16 protein-coding genes are annotated in these 16,489 nt (G+C 67.8%); 6 read left to right on the top strand and 10 right to left on the bottom strand.

Annotated features, from left to right (window positions below):
* Positions 1-151 precede the first annotated feature (151 nt).
* From DOM33_RS05155 to def, 7 genes are all read right to left on the bottom strand, one after another.
* A complete protein-coding gene (locus tag DOM33_RS05155) occupies positions 152-1,600 on the bottom strand; it encodes a TrkH family potassium uptake protein (RefSeq protein ID WP_110666421.1) in 1,449 nt (482 codons plus the stop codon).
* A gap of 121 nt (positions 1,601-1,721) precedes the next feature.
* Positions 1,722-3,095 carry a Trk system potassium transporter TrkA gene (gene trkA / locus DOM33_RS05150; RefSeq protein WP_110666419.1) on the bottom strand — a complete coding sequence of 458 codons (1,374 nt, stop codon included), beginning with the start codon at positions 3,093-3,095 and terminating at the stop codon, positions 1,722-1,724.
* Positions 3,096-3,278: 183 nt separating this feature from the next.
* The gene (locus DOM33_RS05145; protein WP_110666417.1) at positions 3,279-3,485 is read right to left on the bottom strand and encodes a dodecin; all 207 of its coding nucleotides are present in this window, start codon (positions 3,483-3,485) and stop codon (positions 3,279-3,281) included.
* A 76-nt stretch (positions 3,486-3,561) separates the two neighbouring features.
* Positions 3,562-4,254: a nicotinamidase gene (locus DOM33_RS05140; RefSeq protein WP_110666415.1), complete on the bottom strand. Its 693-nt coding sequence runs from the start codon at positions 4,252-4,254 to the stop codon at positions 3,562-3,564.
* Positions 4,255-4,341: 87 nt separating this feature from the next.
* Entirely contained in the window at positions 4,342-5,697 is a 1,356-nt protein-coding gene (gene rsmB / locus DOM33_RS05135; RefSeq protein WP_110666413.1) for a 16S rRNA (cytosine(967)-C(5))-methyltransferase RsmB, read from the bottom strand.
* Entirely contained in the window at positions 5,694-6,692 is a 999-nt protein-coding gene (gene fmt / locus DOM33_RS05130) for a methionyl-tRNA formyltransferase (protein WP_110666412.1), read from the bottom strand. Before fmt ends, rsmB begins: the two co-directional genes overlap by 4 nt.
* A 154-nt stretch (positions 6,693-6,846) precedes the next feature.
* On the bottom strand, positions 6,847-7,359 hold the full coding sequence (gene def / locus DOM33_RS05125) for a peptide deformylase (RefSeq protein WP_110666410.1): 513 nt from the start codon (positions 7,357-7,359) through the stop codon (positions 6,847-6,849).
* Positions 7,360-7,532: 173 nt separating this feature from the next.
* Between def and DOM33_RS05120 the strand changes: the two genes are divergently transcribed.
* Together DOM33_RS05120 and dprA are read left to right on the top strand one after the other, a co-directional pair.
* Complete coding sequence (locus DOM33_RS05120; protein WP_162617892.1) at positions 7,533-8,639, top strand: LysM peptidoglycan-binding domain-containing protein; 1,107 nt, start codon at positions 7,533-7,535, stop codon at positions 8,637-8,639.
* 2 nt (positions 8,640-8,641) lie between these two features.
* The gene (dprA, locus tag DOM33_RS05115) at positions 8,642-9,781 is read left to right on the top strand and encodes a DNA-processing protein DprA (protein ID WP_110667551.1); all 1,140 of its coding nucleotides are present in this window, start codon (positions 8,642-8,644) and stop codon (positions 9,779-9,781) included.
* A gap of 93 nt (positions 9,782-9,874) precedes the next feature.
* On the opposite strand, the gene DOM33_RS05110 is transcribed toward dprA, so the two are convergent.
* The gene (locus tag DOM33_RS05110) at positions 9,875-10,738 is read right to left on the bottom strand and encodes a 5'-nucleotidase, lipoprotein e(P4) family (protein WP_110666406.1); all 864 of its coding nucleotides are present in this window, start codon (positions 10,736-10,738) and stop codon (positions 9,875-9,877) included.
* Between the two features lie 284 nt (positions 10,739-11,022).
* Between DOM33_RS05110 and tsaC the strand changes: the two genes are divergently transcribed.
* From tsaC to aroE, 3 genes are all read left to right on the top strand, one after another.
* Positions 11,023-11,589: an L-threonylcarbamoyladenylate synthase type 1 TsaC gene (tsaC, locus tag DOM33_RS05105; protein ID WP_110666404.1), complete on the top strand. Its 567-nt coding sequence runs from the start codon at positions 11,023-11,025 to the stop codon at positions 11,587-11,589.
* 87 nt (positions 11,590-11,676) lie between these two features.
* Positions 11,677-12,633 (top strand): oxygen-dependent coproporphyrinogen oxidase, encoded by a 957-nt coding sequence (gene hemF, locus DOM33_RS05100; RefSeq protein WP_110666403.1) that lies wholly within the window; start codon positions 11,677-11,679, stop codon positions 12,631-12,633.
* Positions 12,634-12,640: 7 nt separating this feature from the next.
* Positions 12,641-13,453 carry a shikimate dehydrogenase gene (gene aroE, locus DOM33_RS05095; RefSeq protein ID WP_110666401.1) on the top strand — a complete coding sequence of 271 codons (813 nt, stop codon included), beginning with the start codon at positions 12,641-12,643 and terminating at the stop codon, positions 13,451-13,453.
* Between the two features lie 166 nt (positions 13,454-13,619).
* Here the strand turns inward: aroE and DOM33_RS05090 are convergent, their stop codons facing one another.
* Both DOM33_RS05090 and DOM33_RS05085 read right to left on the bottom strand, forming a co-directional pair.
* Positions 13,620-14,426 carry a M48 family metallopeptidase gene (locus DOM33_RS05090; RefSeq protein WP_110666399.1) on the bottom strand — a complete coding sequence of 269 codons (807 nt, stop codon included), beginning with the start codon at positions 14,424-14,426 and terminating at the stop codon, positions 13,620-13,622.
* A gap of 210 nt (positions 14,427-14,636) precedes the next feature.
* Positions 14,637-15,344: an LEA type 2 family protein gene (locus DOM33_RS05085; protein ID WP_110666397.1), complete on the bottom strand. Its 708-nt coding sequence runs from the start codon at positions 15,342-15,344 to the stop codon at positions 14,637-14,639.
* Between the two features lie 226 nt (positions 15,345-15,570).
* Between DOM33_RS05085 and DOM33_RS05080 the strand changes: the two genes are divergently transcribed.
* Entirely contained in the window at positions 15,571-16,446 is an 876-nt protein-coding gene (locus DOM33_RS05080; RefSeq protein WP_110666395.1) for an ATP-binding protein, read from the top strand.
* The last annotated feature ends 43 nt before the right edge of the window (positions 16,447-16,489 follow it).

The following is a 16,489-nucleotide window of genomic DNA, read 5'->3' as shown; positions in this document are numbered from 1 at the left end:
CTTGTAGGCCGAGACGTGGAAGGCACGGGCGTAACCGCGGGCGCCGAGACAGTGTCGGCGAGCGTCCGCGAAGCGCGCATTCTAGCACTGCCGTGCATGCCTTGGGTTCTGCCTGATGGGGCGACCCGCACCGGCGCTTCTCGGTGAGTGCCTAGCGTCGCCAGAATGCCGGCGTGAACAGCACCAGCACGGTGAAGATTTCTAGCCGGCCCAGCATCATCGCCAGCACGAGGATCCACTTGGCGGCGTCCGGGATGCTGCCGTAGTCGGTGGAGACCTCACCCAGGCCAGGGCCCAGGTTGTTGAGCGCCGAGCCCACCGCCGACCAGGCCGTCACCTGATCCAGCCCGGTGGCGAGAAGCGCCAGCAGCATCAGCACGAAGAGCATCAGATAGACCGAAAAGAAGCCCCACACTGCTTCGGCGACGCCCTCGGAGATGCGCATCTTGCCCACCTTGACCGCGAAGACCGCGTTGGGGTGGATCAGGCGATGAATTTCGCGAATGCCCTGTTTGACGATCAGCAGAATGCGGATCACCTTCATGCCGCCGCCGGCGGAGCCCGAGCAGGCACCGACGAAGGCCGCCATGAACAGCAGGATCGGCAGCACCCCGGGCCAGAGCGTGAAATCGGCAACGCTGAACCCGGAGGTGGTCGCTACCGACACCGCCTCGAACAGGCCGTGGCGGATGCCGGTGGCGTCGTGATAGGTGCCGGTCGCGAAGAGCGTCACGATGGTGACCACGACCAGCAGCAGGAGAAAGACGGCGAAGAAGCGAAATTCCGGGTCACGAATGTACTGCAGCAGGCGTTTCTCCCGCCACACGGCGAAATGCAGGCCGAAGCTCACCGACGACACGATCATGAACAACACGCAGATCAGCTCGATGGTGGCGCTGTCGAAGTGCGAGATGCTGGCGTCGTAGGTGGAGAAGCCGCCCACCGCGACCGTGGCGAAGCTGTGGCCGATGGCATCGAAGGCGTTCATGCCGGCAAGCCAGTACGCCAGCGCGCAGACGATGGTCAGGATCAGGTAGATGTACCAGAGCGCCTTGGCCGTCTCGGTGATTCTGGGGGTGAGCTTGGAGTCCTTGAGCGGGCCGGGGATCTCGGTGCGATAGAGCTGCATGCCGCCGATCCCCAGCGTCGGGAGGATCGCCACCGCCAGTACGACGATCCCCATGCCGCCGAGCCACTGAAGCTGCTGGCGATAGAAGCGGATCGAGGCGGGCAGGTGCTCGATACCGCTGAGTACCGTGGCCCCGGTCGTGGTGAGCCCGGAGAAGGATTCGAAGACGGCATCGGTGAACGACATCGACGGCGCCGCCGACACCATGAACGGGATCGTCCCGAACAGCCCCAGCACGCCCCAGAACAGCACCGTGATGATGAAGCCGTCACGGGTACGCAGCTCGCGCCGGGCGCGGCGATTGGGCCAGTAGAGCATCGCGCCGGTGAGTACCGAGATCGCCATGCCGCTGGCAAAGGCGTACCAGTTGCCGTCGTGATAGAGCCGCGCGATCACCATCGGCGGCACCATGGTCAGGCTGAACAGCATCAGCAGCAGCCCGACGATGCGGAGAATGACGAAGAGGTTCACGGCGCCGGACTTCCTGTCGAGCGAGACGAACCGACGCGGCGCGATGGCCGGTCGGTGCGAGAAATGAAAGAACGCCTGGCCCGGGCGCGAGGCCGCGAGGCGTGGTGCAGGCCGGGTCGCATCAGAAGAATGTCAGGCCGACCTGGAACAGCCGCTCGACGTCGCGAATGCGGCGCTTGTCGACGACGAACAGGATCAGGTGATCGCCGGTCTCGATGACGACGTCGTCGTGGGCGATGAGCACCTCCTTGCCGCGCACGATGGCGCCGATACTGGTGCCGCTCGGCAGATCCACCTCGCCGATGGCGCGGCCGATCAGCTTCGACGAACGCTTGTCGCCGTGAGCGATCGCCTCGATCGCTTCGGCGGCCCCGCGGCGCAGCGAGTGTACGTTGACGATGTCGCCGCGGCGCACGTGGGTCAGCAGGCTGCCGATCGTCGCCTGCTGAGGCGAGATGGCGATATCGATCTCGCCGCCCTGGACCAGATCGACGTAGGCGGCGTTGTTGATCAGCGTCAGCACCTTCTTCGCGCCGAGCCGCTTGGCGAGCATCGACGACATGATATTGACCTCGTCGTCGTTGGTCAGCGCGCAGTAGATGTCGCAGTCCTCGATGTTCTCCTCGAGCATCAGCCGCTTGCTGGTGGCGCTGCCGTGAAGCACCACGGTGCGGTCGAGCTTCTCGGAGAGGGCGCCGCAGCGAGCGAGGTCGTGCTCGATGATCTTGACCTGGTGCTTGTGCTCGAGCGTCTCGGCCAGGCGTTCGCCGATGTTGCCGCCGCCGGCGATCAGCACGCGGCGAAAATCGCGATCGACCTTGCGCAGCTCGCCCATGACGGTACGGATGTCGCGCCGCGCGGCGATGAAGAAGACCTCGTCGTCCGCCTCGATCACCGTGTCGCCGGTCGGGATGATCGGCCGGTCGCGGCGGTAGATCGCCGCCACGCGCGTGTCGATGTCGGGCATGTGCCGGCGCAAAAACCCGAGCTCCTGGCCCACCAGCGGTCCGCCGTAGTACGCCTTGACCGCCACCAGCTGGGCGAGCCCGCCGGCGAAGTCGAGCACCTGCAGGGCGCCGGGATACTCGATCAGTCGGCGAATGTGATCGGTGACCACCTGCTCGGGGCTGATCAGCACGTCCACCGGCATGGCGTCGTTGGAGAAGAGGCTCTTGCGAGTCAGATACGCGGTCGAGCGCACGCGGCCGATTTTGGTCGGCGTGCGAAAGAGCGTGTGTGCCACCTGACAGGCGACCATGTTGATCTCGTCGGAGCTGGTCACCGCGATCAGCATGTCGGCGTCTTCGCCCCCCGCCTGACGCAGGATATTGGGGTACGAGGCCGTACCGATCACCGTGCGGATATCGAGCCGGTTCTGCAGCTCGCGCAGGCGCTCTTCATCGATGTCGACGACGGTGATGTCGTTCTCTTCGTGTGCCAGATGCTCGGCCAGCGTGCCGCCGACCTGGCCGGCGCCAAGAATGATGATTTTCATGCCAAACCGTATAGGAAGAGAGACGAAAGTGGGCGTGGTTCCAGGAGACGAGGCAGTGCGCCGACGTCAGCGCCTAGGATAAACACCCGGTGGCGGGAATGACACCGCGCCGAAGACGACACGGTCCTGAAAACGACATGACGATGAAAGACGCCGCGCCCGGGGAGAGGCGCGGCTAAGAGATCAGTCGAGCGTGACGCCGACCTTGACGGTGACCTGCCAGTGGCCGATGCGGTTGTCTTCCAGGTGGCCGCGGGTCTCGGTGACCTCGAACCAGCGCATACCGTGGAGCGATTCGCTCGCCTTGGTGATGGCGTTCTGAACCGCGTCTTCGATGCTTGTCGGCGACGAACCGGTGATCTCGATCTGCTTGTAGACGTGATCGCTCATGGGACTCTCCTTGGGTGGGGGTGAAAAGATGAAAAGGCTGAAGACCGTTGCTGCGCCTCAGTCCCGTCGGCACGCTTCAGTCGTCGACGACGATGACCTCCAGCGCTTCCAGCCGCCTGCGCGTGTCGGCATCGGTCTCGAAGGTGACCGGCCGCGTCAGCGACCACAGAAAGTGGGTGCGAAAGCCAGCGGCGACGGCATCCTCGGCGGTCCATAGCACGCAGACATCGCGGGCCAGTCCGCAAAGATAGACGTCGGTGACGCCCCGGTCACGCAGCCACCCGGCCAGACCCGTCGCCGGGCGCTGCCCGTCGGGGCCGACGTTGTTGCGAAACGCGCTGTAGGAGTCGATCTGCGGATGCGTGCCCTTGCGGATGATGACATCGCAGGCTGACCAGTCGATGGCGGGATGGAGGGCGGCGCCTTCGCTCTTCTGAATGCAGTGATCCGGCCACAGCGTCTGGCTGTGACCGAAGTGCTCGATCGCCTCGAACGGCTGATGCGGCGGGTGGCGCGAGGCGAACGAGACGTGCTCGGCCGGGTGCCAGTCCTGCGTTGCGACCACGTGGCCGAAGGCATGCTGGGCAAGCAGCCACTCGATACCCGGCAGAATGGCATCGCCCTCGGTGCAGGCGAGCGCCCCGCCGGGCATGAAGTCCGGCTGGACGTCGACCACGATCAGCGCGCTTTCGGCAACGCTACCCTCGAGCGAGAGCGTCGAGGGTCGGGTCTGCGGTTCGGGGCTTTCATCGATGACTTCGTCGTGCATCTGGCAGAACTCCCGCTGGCGCGTCGGTCGCGTGTCGGCTCAGTATCGGAGCCCTTTACATCCGGTGCAAGTCAGGCCGGGCGCAACTCAGGTCGTTCGGGCGGTCTTGACGAGCCGCGCGTAGAAGAAGCCGTCATGGCCGTTCTGCGCCGCCAGAAGCTGGCGACCCGCACCGGCGGTAACGCCCCATTCGACGTCCGTCGGCGTGTCGCCGGTGGCATCCGGCGTGCGCTCCAGAAACGCGGCGACCTGTTCGGCGTTCTCCGCCGGCAGTACCGAGCAGGTGGCGTAGAGCAGGGTGCCGCCGGGGGCGAGACGCTGCCACAGCGCGTCCAGCAGGCGTGACTGCAGCGCCGCGAGTTCGACGATGTCGCTTTCGCGTCGGGCCAGCTTGATATCCGGGTGGCGCCGAATCACGCCGGTGCCGGAGCAGGGCGCGTCGAGCAGGATGGCATCGAACGGCGCTGTCGTCTCATCGGTGCTTGCGCTGGCATCGGCCGCCTCGAGCCCGGCGGAGAGGCCGAGCCGCTCGAGCGTCGCCTCGACCCGCGACAGCCGTTCGGCGTCGACGTCGGCGGCGGTGAGTTCGATGTCGAAGCGCTCCAGCAGATGCGCGCTCTTGCCGCCCGGCGCGCTGCAGGCGTCGAGCACCCTGGCATTGGAGGCATCGGTCAGCGCCGGGGCGAGCAGATCGGCAGAGAGCTGGGCCGCTTCGTCCTGCACGCTGACGTCGCCGTCGGCAAAGCCGGGTAGCTGCTCGACGTCGAACGGCGTCGCAAGCGTGACGCCGGCCTCGGCGTGCGTGCACGCCACCGCCTCGATCCCCGCGGCGGCGAGGCGTTCGAGATACGCCTCGCGAGTGGCGTGCCGACGGTTGACCCGCAGCGTCATCGGGCCGGCTTCGTTGTTGGCGAGACAGAGTTCGCGCCAGGTGTCCGGCCACGCCGTCCGCAGCGCCTCGACCAGCCAGGCCGGGTGCATCACCGCCACGGCCTCGTCACGGTCGACCTTCGCTTCGAGCGTGGCGGCTTCACGCTGGAAGCGGCGCAGGCAGCCGTTGAGCACCCGTGTCGCCCACGTCTTGCCCAGCGCCTTGGCGGCGCCAGCGCTCTCGCTGACAGCGGCGTGGGCGGGCACGCGCATGTACAGCAGCTGGTAGAGACCCAGCAGCAGCAGGGCCTGGACGTCGGCATCGCGCTGCTTGAACGGCTGACGCAGCAGTTCATTGGCGAGCGCGTCGAGTCGGGGAAAGGTACGGCAGACACCGAAGCAGAGCGCCTTGACGAAGCCGCGGTCGCGCTCGCTGACCGCCATGCCGGAGAGACGCTGGTCGAGCGTGGCGAGCGAGCCCTGGCCGTTGAGCACCGGCGAGAGCAGGCTGGCGGCGGCGGCGCGAGCGTCGCTGATACGGTTCTTGCCTCGGCGGGAGTGAGGTTGATTCAAGTCGGTGTCTCCTGAGCGGGGTGGCCGAAGCGCTGGCCCGGTGCGAGCCGTGGATGATTGGCGTTGAGTAGATCCCGGGCGGGCAGCGGCTTACCGCCCGGCAGCTGCAGTCGTGTGACACGCAGGACGTCGCTTCCCGTCTCGCCGCAGGCGACGCGCAGCGCATCGCCCGCCGGTGCGAGCAGCGTGCCCGGTTCACTCGGCTGAGAGGTGACGACGCTCGCTTCGGGCTCGGCGAGCCACACCCGCAGCGTCTCGCCATCCAGTCGCGTCCAGGCGACCGGCCAGGGGTTGAAGGCGCGCACGCGGCTGGCGAGTTCGGCGGCAGGTCGGCTGAAGTCGAGCTCGGCCTCGGCCTTGGAGAGCTTGGCGGCGTAGGTGACGCCGGCATCCGGCTGCGGCGTTGGCGTGAGCCGTCCTTCGCTCAGCGCATCCAGGCCGTCGACCAGCGTCCTGCCGCCGAGGGCGGCCAGCGTGTCGTGAAGCGAGCCGCCGGTGGTGTCGGCCTCGATCGGCGTGCGAGCGGTGACGAGGCTCGCCCCGGTGTCGAGGCCGGCGTCCATCTGCATCAAGGTGATGCCGGTTTCGGTGTCGCCCACCTCGATGGCGCGCTGGATGGGCGCCGCACCGCGCCAGCGCGGCAGCAGCGAGGCGTGGACGTTGAGACAGCCGAGCCGCGGAATCTCCAGCACCGCCTGCGGCAGCAGCAGGCCGTAGGCCACCACGACCATTACATCGGCCTCGAACGCGGCGAGGCGGGCGCGGGCGTCTTCGTCCTTGAGCGTCTCGGGCTGCTCGACCGGCAGGCCGTGCTCGAGGGCGAGGCGTTTGACCGGGCTCGGCGTCAGCTTGCGTCCGCGACCGGCGGGGCGGTCGGGCTGGGTGTAGACGCCGACCACGCGATGGCGCGAGGCGAGCAGCGCGGCCAGACTCTCGGCGGCGAAGTCGGGGGTGCCGGCGAAGACGATACGCAGGGCGTCGGAGCGGTCGCTCATGCGGCGGGGTTCCTGTGTCGGAATGGGGGGGCGCGCAGGCTACGGGCCTGGACCGGATTCGGTGCGGGATCGCGAGAAACGCACGCGGGCCGGCATCGCAGCGATGACCGGCCCGGTACGCGTTTCAGACGGCGTCGACGACGAGCGTCGCGCGTCAGGCGTTCTGATCCTGACGCTGGCGTTTCTGCATCTTCTTGAGCACGCGGTCGCGCTTGAGCGGCGAGAGGTAGTCGACGAACAGCACGCCCTCGAGATGGTCGCACTCGTGCTGGATGCAGTGCGCCAGCAGGCCGTCGGCGTCGAGCTCGTAATCCTTGCCGTCGCGGTCGGTGGCGTTGAGCCGCACGCGAAGGGCGCGGGGCACCTCGGCGTAGTAGTCGGGAATCGACAGGCAGCCTTCCTGCAGCGGCTGGCGTTCGTCGTCGAGCGGCTCGTAGCGCGGGTTGATCAGCACCAGCGGCGAGCTGCGATCGTCGCTGACGTCCATCACGATCACCCGCTGGTGCACGTCGACCTGGGTGGCCGCCAGCCCGATGCCCGAGGCGTCGTACATGGTCTCGATCATGTCGTCGACCAGGGCACGAATCGCGTCGTCGACCTGCTCGACCGGCGCGGCCTGGGTCCGCAGACGTGGATCGGGATATTCGAGGATGGTTCTGATGGCCATAGCGTGGACGCCCGTCGGCAGGTAGTGAAGTAGCCCGCCATTGTAAGCCGGGTGCCGCGGTTCTCAAACCTTGCGTGTCTCGAAGCCGAGCGTGCTCGGTGTGGGCCACTCGACCGTTCAAGTCTTTGGCCGGAGCGCCGATCTACTGGGCAATGCGCTATCGAGACCCGCTCATGCACTCACGTTTCCCCGTCGTCCCTGGCGGTCGGCGCCGGTTTCGCGCCGCTGCGCTGCTGTTTCTGCTGATGGCATCCGGTGTGATGACGCCGGGTGTCCAGGCGCTGACGCTCAAGCCCGATGCCCCGGCGCAGTACACGGTGCGCAAGGGCGATACTCTCTGGGGCATCGCCGCGCGCTTTCTCGAGCAACCCTGGCGCTGGCGGGAGCTGATGGCGACCAATCCGGCCATCGCCTCGCCGGATCGGCTCTTCGCCGGTGACGTCATCGTGCTCGACGGCAACGCGTCGCGACCGCGGATCTCTCTCGATCGCGGTCGCGGCGAGACGGTGACGCTCTCGCCCGGTGTGCGCCGGGCGCCGGCGCGCGACGCGGTACCGGGGCTGCCGCTCGAGCACGTGCGGGTATTTCTGTCGGCCTATCAGGTGGTCGATCCCGGTGTTCTCGACGGCGCGCCCACCGTGGTCGCGGGCGATTCACAGCGCCTTCTCAGCGGTCCGGGGGACAGGCTCTATGCCAACGGCGGGCTGCCGGCGGAGGGCAGCGTGCTGGGTATCTATCGCCCTGGGGCACGCTATCACGATGCCAGCAGCGGCGAATTTCTCGGGCTCGAGCTGCACCGGCTCGGCCGGGCACGAGTGCGCCGCAACCTCGAAAGCGTCGGCGAACTGGCGGTGCTCGACGCGGTCCAGGAGATTCGCGGCGGCGACTTCCTGCTCGCGCTCGACGAGGGGGGCATCGCCACGCAGTTCGCGCCGCGGGCGCCGAGCGCTCCAGTCGTCGCCACGCTGATCGACGCCCCGGGAGGAGTGCGCTACGTGGGGCGATTGGACGTCATTACGCTGGATCGTGGCCGTCGCGACGGTCTCGAGGTCGGGCACGTGCTGCAGGCGATGCGCCAGGGGGAGCGGGTTCGCGACGATCATCGGGAGAGCGTCGTCACATTGCCGGATATCGAAGCCGGGGCGGTGATGGTCTTTCGCGTCTTCGAGCGGGTGAGCTATGCGCTGGTGATGCGCGCGTCTCAGCCGCTGTCGGTGGGGGATCGGCTGGTCGTGCCGCGGGATCTGCGCACGACGCTCGCGGGCGAGGTGGCACCGTGAGCCTGCGACCGGCGGACTGGCTGGCGCTTCGCGCGATACCCGGGCTGGGGCCGGGCCGGCTCGCCCCGCTGATCGCTCGCTGGCGCGAGACCGGCGAACCCGGCTGGCCCCACGGCTGGCTGGCGGCACTGCCGGCGTCACTGGCGCAGTCGCTGCGGCTCTGGCTCGATCACCCCGACAAGAGTTCGCTCGCCGAAGAGATCGACACGGCGCTGGCCTGGGAGGCGGCGAGCTCGGATCACCATCTGCTGTACCCCGGCCACCCGGCTTGGCCCGCGCTGCTCGATCAGCTTCCCGACCCGCCCGTCGTACTCTGGGCCAAGGGGGATCTCGCGGCACTCGCGCCGCCGTCGCTTGCCATGGTGGGGACGCGCCGGCCCACACGGGAGGGTCGGGACAACGCCGCGAGCTTCGCCCGCGAGCTGGTGACCCGCGGCTTCGGCGTGGTCAGCGGCATGGCGCTGGGGGTCGATGGCATCGCCCAGCACGCGGCGCTTCAAGCGGGCGGGCGAACGGTGGGCGTGCTCGGCTGCGGCGTGGAGGTGATCTATCCGCCGCGACATGCCGGGCTCTATCGGGCGCTGGTGGAACAGGGCGGGCTGCTGCTCTCCGAGCATCCGGCCGAAACCCGGGCGCATGCTCGGTTCTTTCCTCGACGTAATCGTCTCGTCACCGGGCTATCGCTGGGCGTGCTGGTAGTGGAGGCGGCCGAGAAGAGCGGCTCGCTGATCAGTGCCCGGCTGGGACTCGAGCAGGGCCGTGAGGTCTTCGCGATTCCCGGCTCGATCCATAATCCTCAGGCCAGCGGCTGCCTACGCCTGATTCAGCGCGGCGAGGCGGCGCTGGTGCGAGAGATCGAGGACATTCTGGCTGAACTCGGGCACTGGGCGGCAAGCCCGGTACCGAATGACAGGGCCGATGGCATGACCGGCGACGGCGTTGCTGCGGCCGAGACGTCCTCTGTCGACGAGTCGGCACGCTCGCCGCTGCTGGCCCATCTCAGCGACGCCCCAACGCCGGTGGATCTGCTGGTCGATGCCACCGGTCAGGGCGTGGGGGAGCTCCAGCTCGCCCTGCTGGAACTGGAGCTCGAGGGCCGCGTGGCCCAGACCAGCGGCGGCTGGGTGCGGCGCCGAGGCTGAATCGACGCTCGACCGCTCGACCGCTCGACCGCTCGACCGCTCGACCGCTCGACTGCTCGACTGCTCGACCGCACGGACGCTCGGCCTTTGTGGTCAGGGCGTGGTCGGCCCACCCCAGGCTTCAAGATGGTTGCGCCGTGCTCGGGCCTTTTCGTCGTCGTCGAGGCTGAAGTCGTTGCCGTAGATCGCGCCCTCCCAGGCGCCGTAGGCCGGGTTCGGCAGCACGATATAGCGCGCGCCGAAGGCATTGGCCTGGGCATCGACCGCCGCACGGCGCGCCTCAGCGCTTTCGCGATCGAATCCCGCCGAGAAATCGCCTAGGTTGTCCCCCATCAGGAGCACGATCCAGTGGGACTGCGCTACCCGCTGTCGGCGTGCGGTCTTGTCGCTGGAATCGGTGCGCGGCAGGAAGTGCTCGGCGTTGGCGTCGGGGAAGCCGGCCCGCTGCAGGTTGGCGAGCGTCGCTTCGGTCTCGCTGTCGCGGCGGTTGGTGACGTAGAAGATCTCCACGTCGCGAGTCGCTGCATAGTCCAGGAATTCACTCGCCCCGGGCATCGGTTGGGCGCTCGCCCGCTCGACCCACTGATGCCAGGTGTCGCTCTGGTAGTTCTCGCCGCTGGCGATCAGCCACGCCTGATAGGGGGAGTTGTCGAGCACCGTCTCGTCGACATCGACGATGATCGCCGGTCGACGCGTCCCGTCATCCGCCGCCAGTGCACGATCGAGATTCATGCGCGCCAGATTGAAGGCCTGATGGCTGAGCGCGGCGTACTCGCCGGCGGTCTGCATCCAGGCCGTTGCCATGACCAGTTCATCGGAAAGCGCAGGCGCTGGTGCCGGCGGCTGGGCCGGCGGCTGCGCACAGGCGGTGAGCGCGCCGGCGCAGATCAGACCGGCCAGCGAGCGGACCCATGTCGACTGCGACGTCATTCGGTGGGGTAGGGAAGGGCGGGGCATCGATCACTCCTCGTTCGCGATGTCGGGTGACTTCGACGTCTCACTATGGTCATCGACGGCGCCGCTCGCCAGTCTTACAGCGTGGAGCAGGTGTGACGCGATCCGCTGTGCAGGTGCGACGCGATCCGCTGGGCAGGTGCGACGCTTGGGCACGCCCAAGCGTCGCCGTCACGCATGTTAAGATCCCGCCAACGAGGCGGCGCGGGCGTGCTCCACGAGGCGCGGGCTTCACGAGGCGCGTCGTGACGCGTTCGTAACGATGATCGATTCGACGGGATTGGGGTATGCGCGAGAGTTCAGACGGCGAATCCATGGCGGCGGCGGTGGCCGCGCTCGAGCAGGGCGGGGTGATCGCCTATCCCACCGAAGGGGTGTGGGGGCTTGGCTGTGATCCTGACGATGCCACGGCGCTGTCGCGACTGATCTCGCTGAAGGGGCGCGCCAGCGACAAGGGGCTGATTCTCATCGCCGGCGAAATCGCCCAGCTCGAGCCCTGGCTCGCCGGTATCGACGCCGAGGCTCGCGGGCGGCTCGAGGCGAGCTGGCCCGGCCCCAATACCTGGCTGATTCCCGATAACGGCCACGCCCAGACGCTGCTGCGCGGCAGGCATCCCACGCTTGCCGTGCGCGTTAGCGATCATCCGCTGGTACGCAGACTTTGTGCGGCCTGGGGCGGGGCGCTGGTCTCGACCTCGGCCAACCGCGCCGGTGAACCGCCGGCGATGAGCCGCGACGCCGTCCGCGCGCTCTTCGGCGACGCGGTGGATGTCGTGGTCGAGGGGGCCCTTGGCGGCCGCGATCGCCCCAGCACCATCCGCGATCTCGCAAGCGATCGAACGCTTCGCGAGTGACGCTATCGCCGGCCGATTCGCGCAGGTGCGCGTAGCGGTCGACCCATGCAACCGACCGAACCCTTCGACCGACCCAGGAGAGTGACCGTGGCTCATCCCCATTTCGAACGCGTCAAGACCTACCTGCAGGATCTGCAGGATCGCCTCTGCGACGACCTCGCAGCGCTGGACGGCGCGCAGACGTTCCGCGAAGAGAGTTGGGAGCGCGAAGCGGGCGGCGGCGGTCGCTCGCGAGTGATCGAGGAGGGGGCGCTGTTCGAGAAGGGCGGGGTGAATTTCTCCCATGTCTTCGGCGCCGAGCTACCGGCCTCGGCAAGCGCGGCGCGCCCGGAGCTCGCCGGGCGCAGCTTTCACGCCGTCGGCGTCTCCTGGGTGCTGCATCCCACCAACCCTCACGTCCCGACGGTGCACGGCAACGTGCGCTTCTTCATCGCCGACAAGGAAGGGGAGGACCCGGTGTGGTGGTTCGGTGGCGGTTTCGATCTCACGCCGTACTACCCCTATCTCGAGGACGTCGAGCACTGGCACGCGGTGGCGAAGGCCGCCTGCGACCCTTTCGGTGAGTCGGTCTATCCGCGCTTCAAGCGCTGGTGCGACGAGTACTTCTATCTCAAGCATCGAGATGAAACGCGCGGCGTCGGCGGACTCTTCTTCGACGACCTCAACGAGTGGGCCTTCGACGACTGCTTCGCCTTTCAGCGCGCCGTCGGTGACAGCTTCATCGAGGCTTTCCGGCCGATTGCCGAACGCCGCCGACAGACGCCGTTCGGCGAGCGCGAGCGCGAGTTCCAGTCCTATCGGCGCGGGCGCTACGTCGAGTTCAACCTGGTGTGGGACCGTGGCACTTTGTTCGGTCTGCAGAGTGGCGGGCGTACCGAATCCATTCTGATGTCGATGCCGCCGATGGCGCGCTGGCAGTACCAGTGGGCGCCCCAGGCGGACAGCGACGAGGCCGAGCTCGATGCCTTCCTCGTGCCGCGAGACTGGCTGGGTATCGACGCCGGGTCTGAAATCCCCGACCGCCAAGCCGTTCGACAGGAGTGATGTTTCGATGACAGACCGCTACGCCGTCTTCGGCAACCCGATCGGCCACTCCCGCTCGCCGACTATCCACGCCGCCTTCGCCGAGCAGACCGGTGAGGCGATGCGCTACGCGGCGATCGAGGCACCGAAAGCGGATTTCGCCGGTGCCTGGCGACGCTTCGTCGCCGAGGGCGGCTCTGGTGCCAACGTCACCGTACCGTTCAAGGAGGCGGCGTTCGAACTGGCGGATACGCTCACCGCCAGGGCGCGACTCGCCGGCGCCGTCAATACGCTCAGCGTCGACGCCGACGGCGCCACCCACGGCGATACCACCGATGGCGTCGGGCTGGTACGCGATCTCGCGTTTCACGCGGCACCGCTCGACGGCGCGCGCGTGCTGCTGCTGGGGGCGGGGGGCGCCTCGCGGGGCGTGATCGAGCCGCTGCTGGCGGCGAACGTCACCTCCTTGACGATCGCCAACCGCACGGTGGCAAAGGCGCGCGCGCTCGCCGAACTCTTCGCCGAGTGCGGTGAAATCGACGGATGCGGCTTCGAAGACGTCACGGGGCCGTTCGACGTGGTGATCAACGCGACCAGCGCGAGCCTCGCCGGCGACCTGCCGCCGCTGCCCGACGACCTCTTCCTCGACGGGGGTGTCGCTTACGACATGATGTATGCCGCCGAACCGACGGTGTTTCTGCGCTGGGCTGGCGATCGCGGCGCACGAACCCTCGACGGACTCGGCATGCTGATCGAGCAGGCCGCGGCGTCGTTCGCGCTGTGGCGGGGTGTCACGCCGGAGACACGGGCACTGCGTGAGCAGCTTCGCCGGGCACTGTAGGCCGCGCTCACCGTCATTGGTCTCTCACGAAGAAACCGCTGNNCAGCGGTTTCTTCGTTTCAGCGGGGCGGCGCGTCCTTTGTCACCAGGCGCGTATCGACCTGCGGCTGTCGCCATGAGCGCCTATCGTCATGAGCTTCTATCGCCCTGAGCTCGGATGATCACGTCAGAGACGACAGTTGGGACGCTTGCCGTCGGCTTTCGCCTGCTGGTAGCGCGGGGTCGCCTCGGGCAGACGGTTGCGCAGGTCCTCCATGCGCTGGGTGTTGCTCGGGTGGGTCGACATCCAGGCCGGCGGCTCGCCCTGACTGTTGGCGGCCATGTTCTGCCACAGCGCGAGACTCGCGGAGGGATCGAAGCCGGCGTCTGCCATCAGGTCGAGCCCGATCAGATCCGCCTCGGATTCATGCTTGCGCGAGAACGGCAGCACCACGCCGTACTGCGCGCCGGCACCGAGCAGTCCCATCACCTGTTCGCCGCTCTGACCCTGCAGACCCACTGCGCTCTGCAGCACCGACAGACCACCCTGCGTCACCGCCTGTGTGGAAGCGCGCTCGTTGGCGTGATGGGCGAGGACGTGGCCCACTTCGTGGCCGATGACGGCGGCGAGCTGATCCTGGTTGGTGGCGACGTCGAGTAACCCGGTATTGACGCCGATATAGCCGCCCGGCAGGGCAAAGGCGTTGGCGCTGTCGTCCTTGAAGACCTTGACCTGCCAGCTGGCGATGCCTTCGCTGGCGGGCACTTCGGCGGTGATCGCGTTCGCCACGCACTGGACGTACTGGGCCTGGGCGCCGCCGACGGTGGGCAGTTCCTGCTGGTACTGGGCGAAGCTCTGCTGGCCCATTTCGGCCAGATCGCCGTCGGAGTAGAAGGCGAGCTGGTTGCGACCGAGCGGCGAGGTGCTGCAGGCGCTGACCAGAGCGGCCACGGCGAGCGCGCCGATGGCGAGGCGGGCGGGTCTTGCTGGCATGGAGGTCTCCGAATACGGGGCTATCGTTATCGTGGTTGTCAGTAATGATCGACGCACTGGGGCGGGCCGGCGAGGCCGGCCATCGATCCGCTCAAGATACCCCGCCCGCCGGGGCGGTCAACCTCCAAGCGCACCTCGGCAGTCCGTGCGCTCGTTGGGCGTCATCTTCGGCGCCGCTGCTCGTCGTTACACCCGGGTGAGCTCACGGCGCTAGACGTCGTCGGGTTGGCGACGGAGGTTCAGGGCCCTGTCGTCATCCGGGGCGTCGCTGTCATGCAAGTCCTCAGCGTCACTCGGGGCGTCACTGTCCGTTGGGACGTCACTGCCATTCGCACTGCTGCGCTCGCCGACATCGAAATGCAGCGTGGGTGCGCTGACGAGGCGTGCGATCTCCGCGGGCAGCCTCGGGGTGAACGCGAGCCGACTGCCGGCGGGCAGGGCAGCGTCGCCGCTGAGTTGTCGCGCCAGCGCCAGTAGCGCCGAGACCCGCGTCTCCCGGGCGCCGGTGACCTCGGGCGTGAGCGAGACGGGTAGTGTGACCGTGGCGGTGTCGCCACCGGCCAGCGCGATCGGCTCGGTGATCTCGCCCTGCGTGGGCTCGGCACCGGGGACCTCGAGCGACCAGCTGAAACCCTGGAGTTGAATGGCCGGCGCACTCGTCGGCAGCGCCAGGGCCAGCGGCAGATCGAAGTTGACCGGCAATCCCGCCAGGGCGAGGCCCGAACTCAACAGCGTCAGCTCGTCGATCTGCTCGAGGCCGGGATCGAAGTGATAGTTACCGATACGCACGTCCTCCACGCCCATCGACGTCAGTGCGATTCGTCCCAGCATGAAGCCGACCTGGGGCAGTGCCAGGCAGCCACCCAGCGAGAGGAGCAGCAGCAGAATGACGGGGCGAAGGTGAGAGACGAGCATCATCGGCAGGGCTCCGGTCGCCGGTGATATCGGCGAAGCTGAGGGCAGGGGTCGGCGCGGGTGGACCCCGGCGCGCTTGGCGGACAAGATACGCCGAACGCCGACGGTCACCGCCCACGGTCGACGTCGAGCGTTCTCGCACGAAACGTCGCGCCGGGCAAGCCCAGGGCGTCGCCGACAGCGTACTATCGGCGCGCGTCGGCATCTATTCAGCAGAGGATGTTCGAAGATGGATCAGGAGTTGAGTCAGCGGCTGAGCCGCCTTCTGGATCGGGTAGAGGCATGGTTGCCCGAGCCGCCCGTTGTGGTCGACTGGGAGCGCGATATCGCCGCCCTCTGGCAGGCGCATCCGCTCGGCGGTCAGCTGGTGCCGGTCGCGCCGCGGGACGCCGTGCGCCTGGACGACCTGATCGGCGTGGAGCGCCAGAAGCGGGCGCTGGTCGAGAACACGCAGGCGTTTCTGCAAGGCTATCCCGCCAACCACGCGCTGCTCTGGGGCGCACGCGGCAGCGGCAAGTCGTCGATGGTCCGCGCGCTGCTCAACACGCTCGCCGACGATGGGCTGCGTCTGATCCAGGTGGATCGTCACGACCTGATTGCCCTGCCGGTGCTGGTTCAGCGGCTGCGAGATCGACCCGAGCGTTTCGTCGTCTACTGCGACGACCTCTCCTTCGAGGGCAGCGACGACGCCTACAAGGCGCTCAAGAGCGTACTCGACGGCACGCTGACCGGGCCACCGGACAACGTGCTGCTGTATGCCACCTCCAATCGGCGTCACCTGCTGCCGGAATCGATGGCCGACAATCAGCAGACCCAGCTCGTGGACGGCGAACTGCATCACGGTGATGCGGTGGAGGAGAAGATCTCGCTATCGGATCGCTTCGGACTCTGGCTCGCCTTCCACCCCTTCGACCAGCAGGCCTATCTCGAGGCCTGTCGCCACTGGGTGATCCATCTTGGCGGCGAGAGCGCCTGGGGCGAGACGGCGCGAGAAGAGGCGGTGCGCTTCGCCACGCTTCGTGGCGTTCGTAGCGGTCGCGCGGCCTGGCAATTCGCCTGTCAGCGTGTGGGTTCGCACGCTGTTCTCGATTCCAAAAGCCGATGAATGCGTTAGGCTCATGAAAAAGACTGAATGAACACGTTCGGTC

Origin of the sequence: Salinicola halophilus, from assembly GCF_003206155.1 — a bacterium.
GTDB classification, from domain to species: Bacteria; Pseudomonadota; Gammaproteobacteria; order Pseudomonadales; family Halomonadaceae; genus Salinicola; species Salinicola halophilus.
Note: the sequence above shows the minus strand (reverse complement) of the source record. Positions and strands in the feature narration are given on the sequence as shown.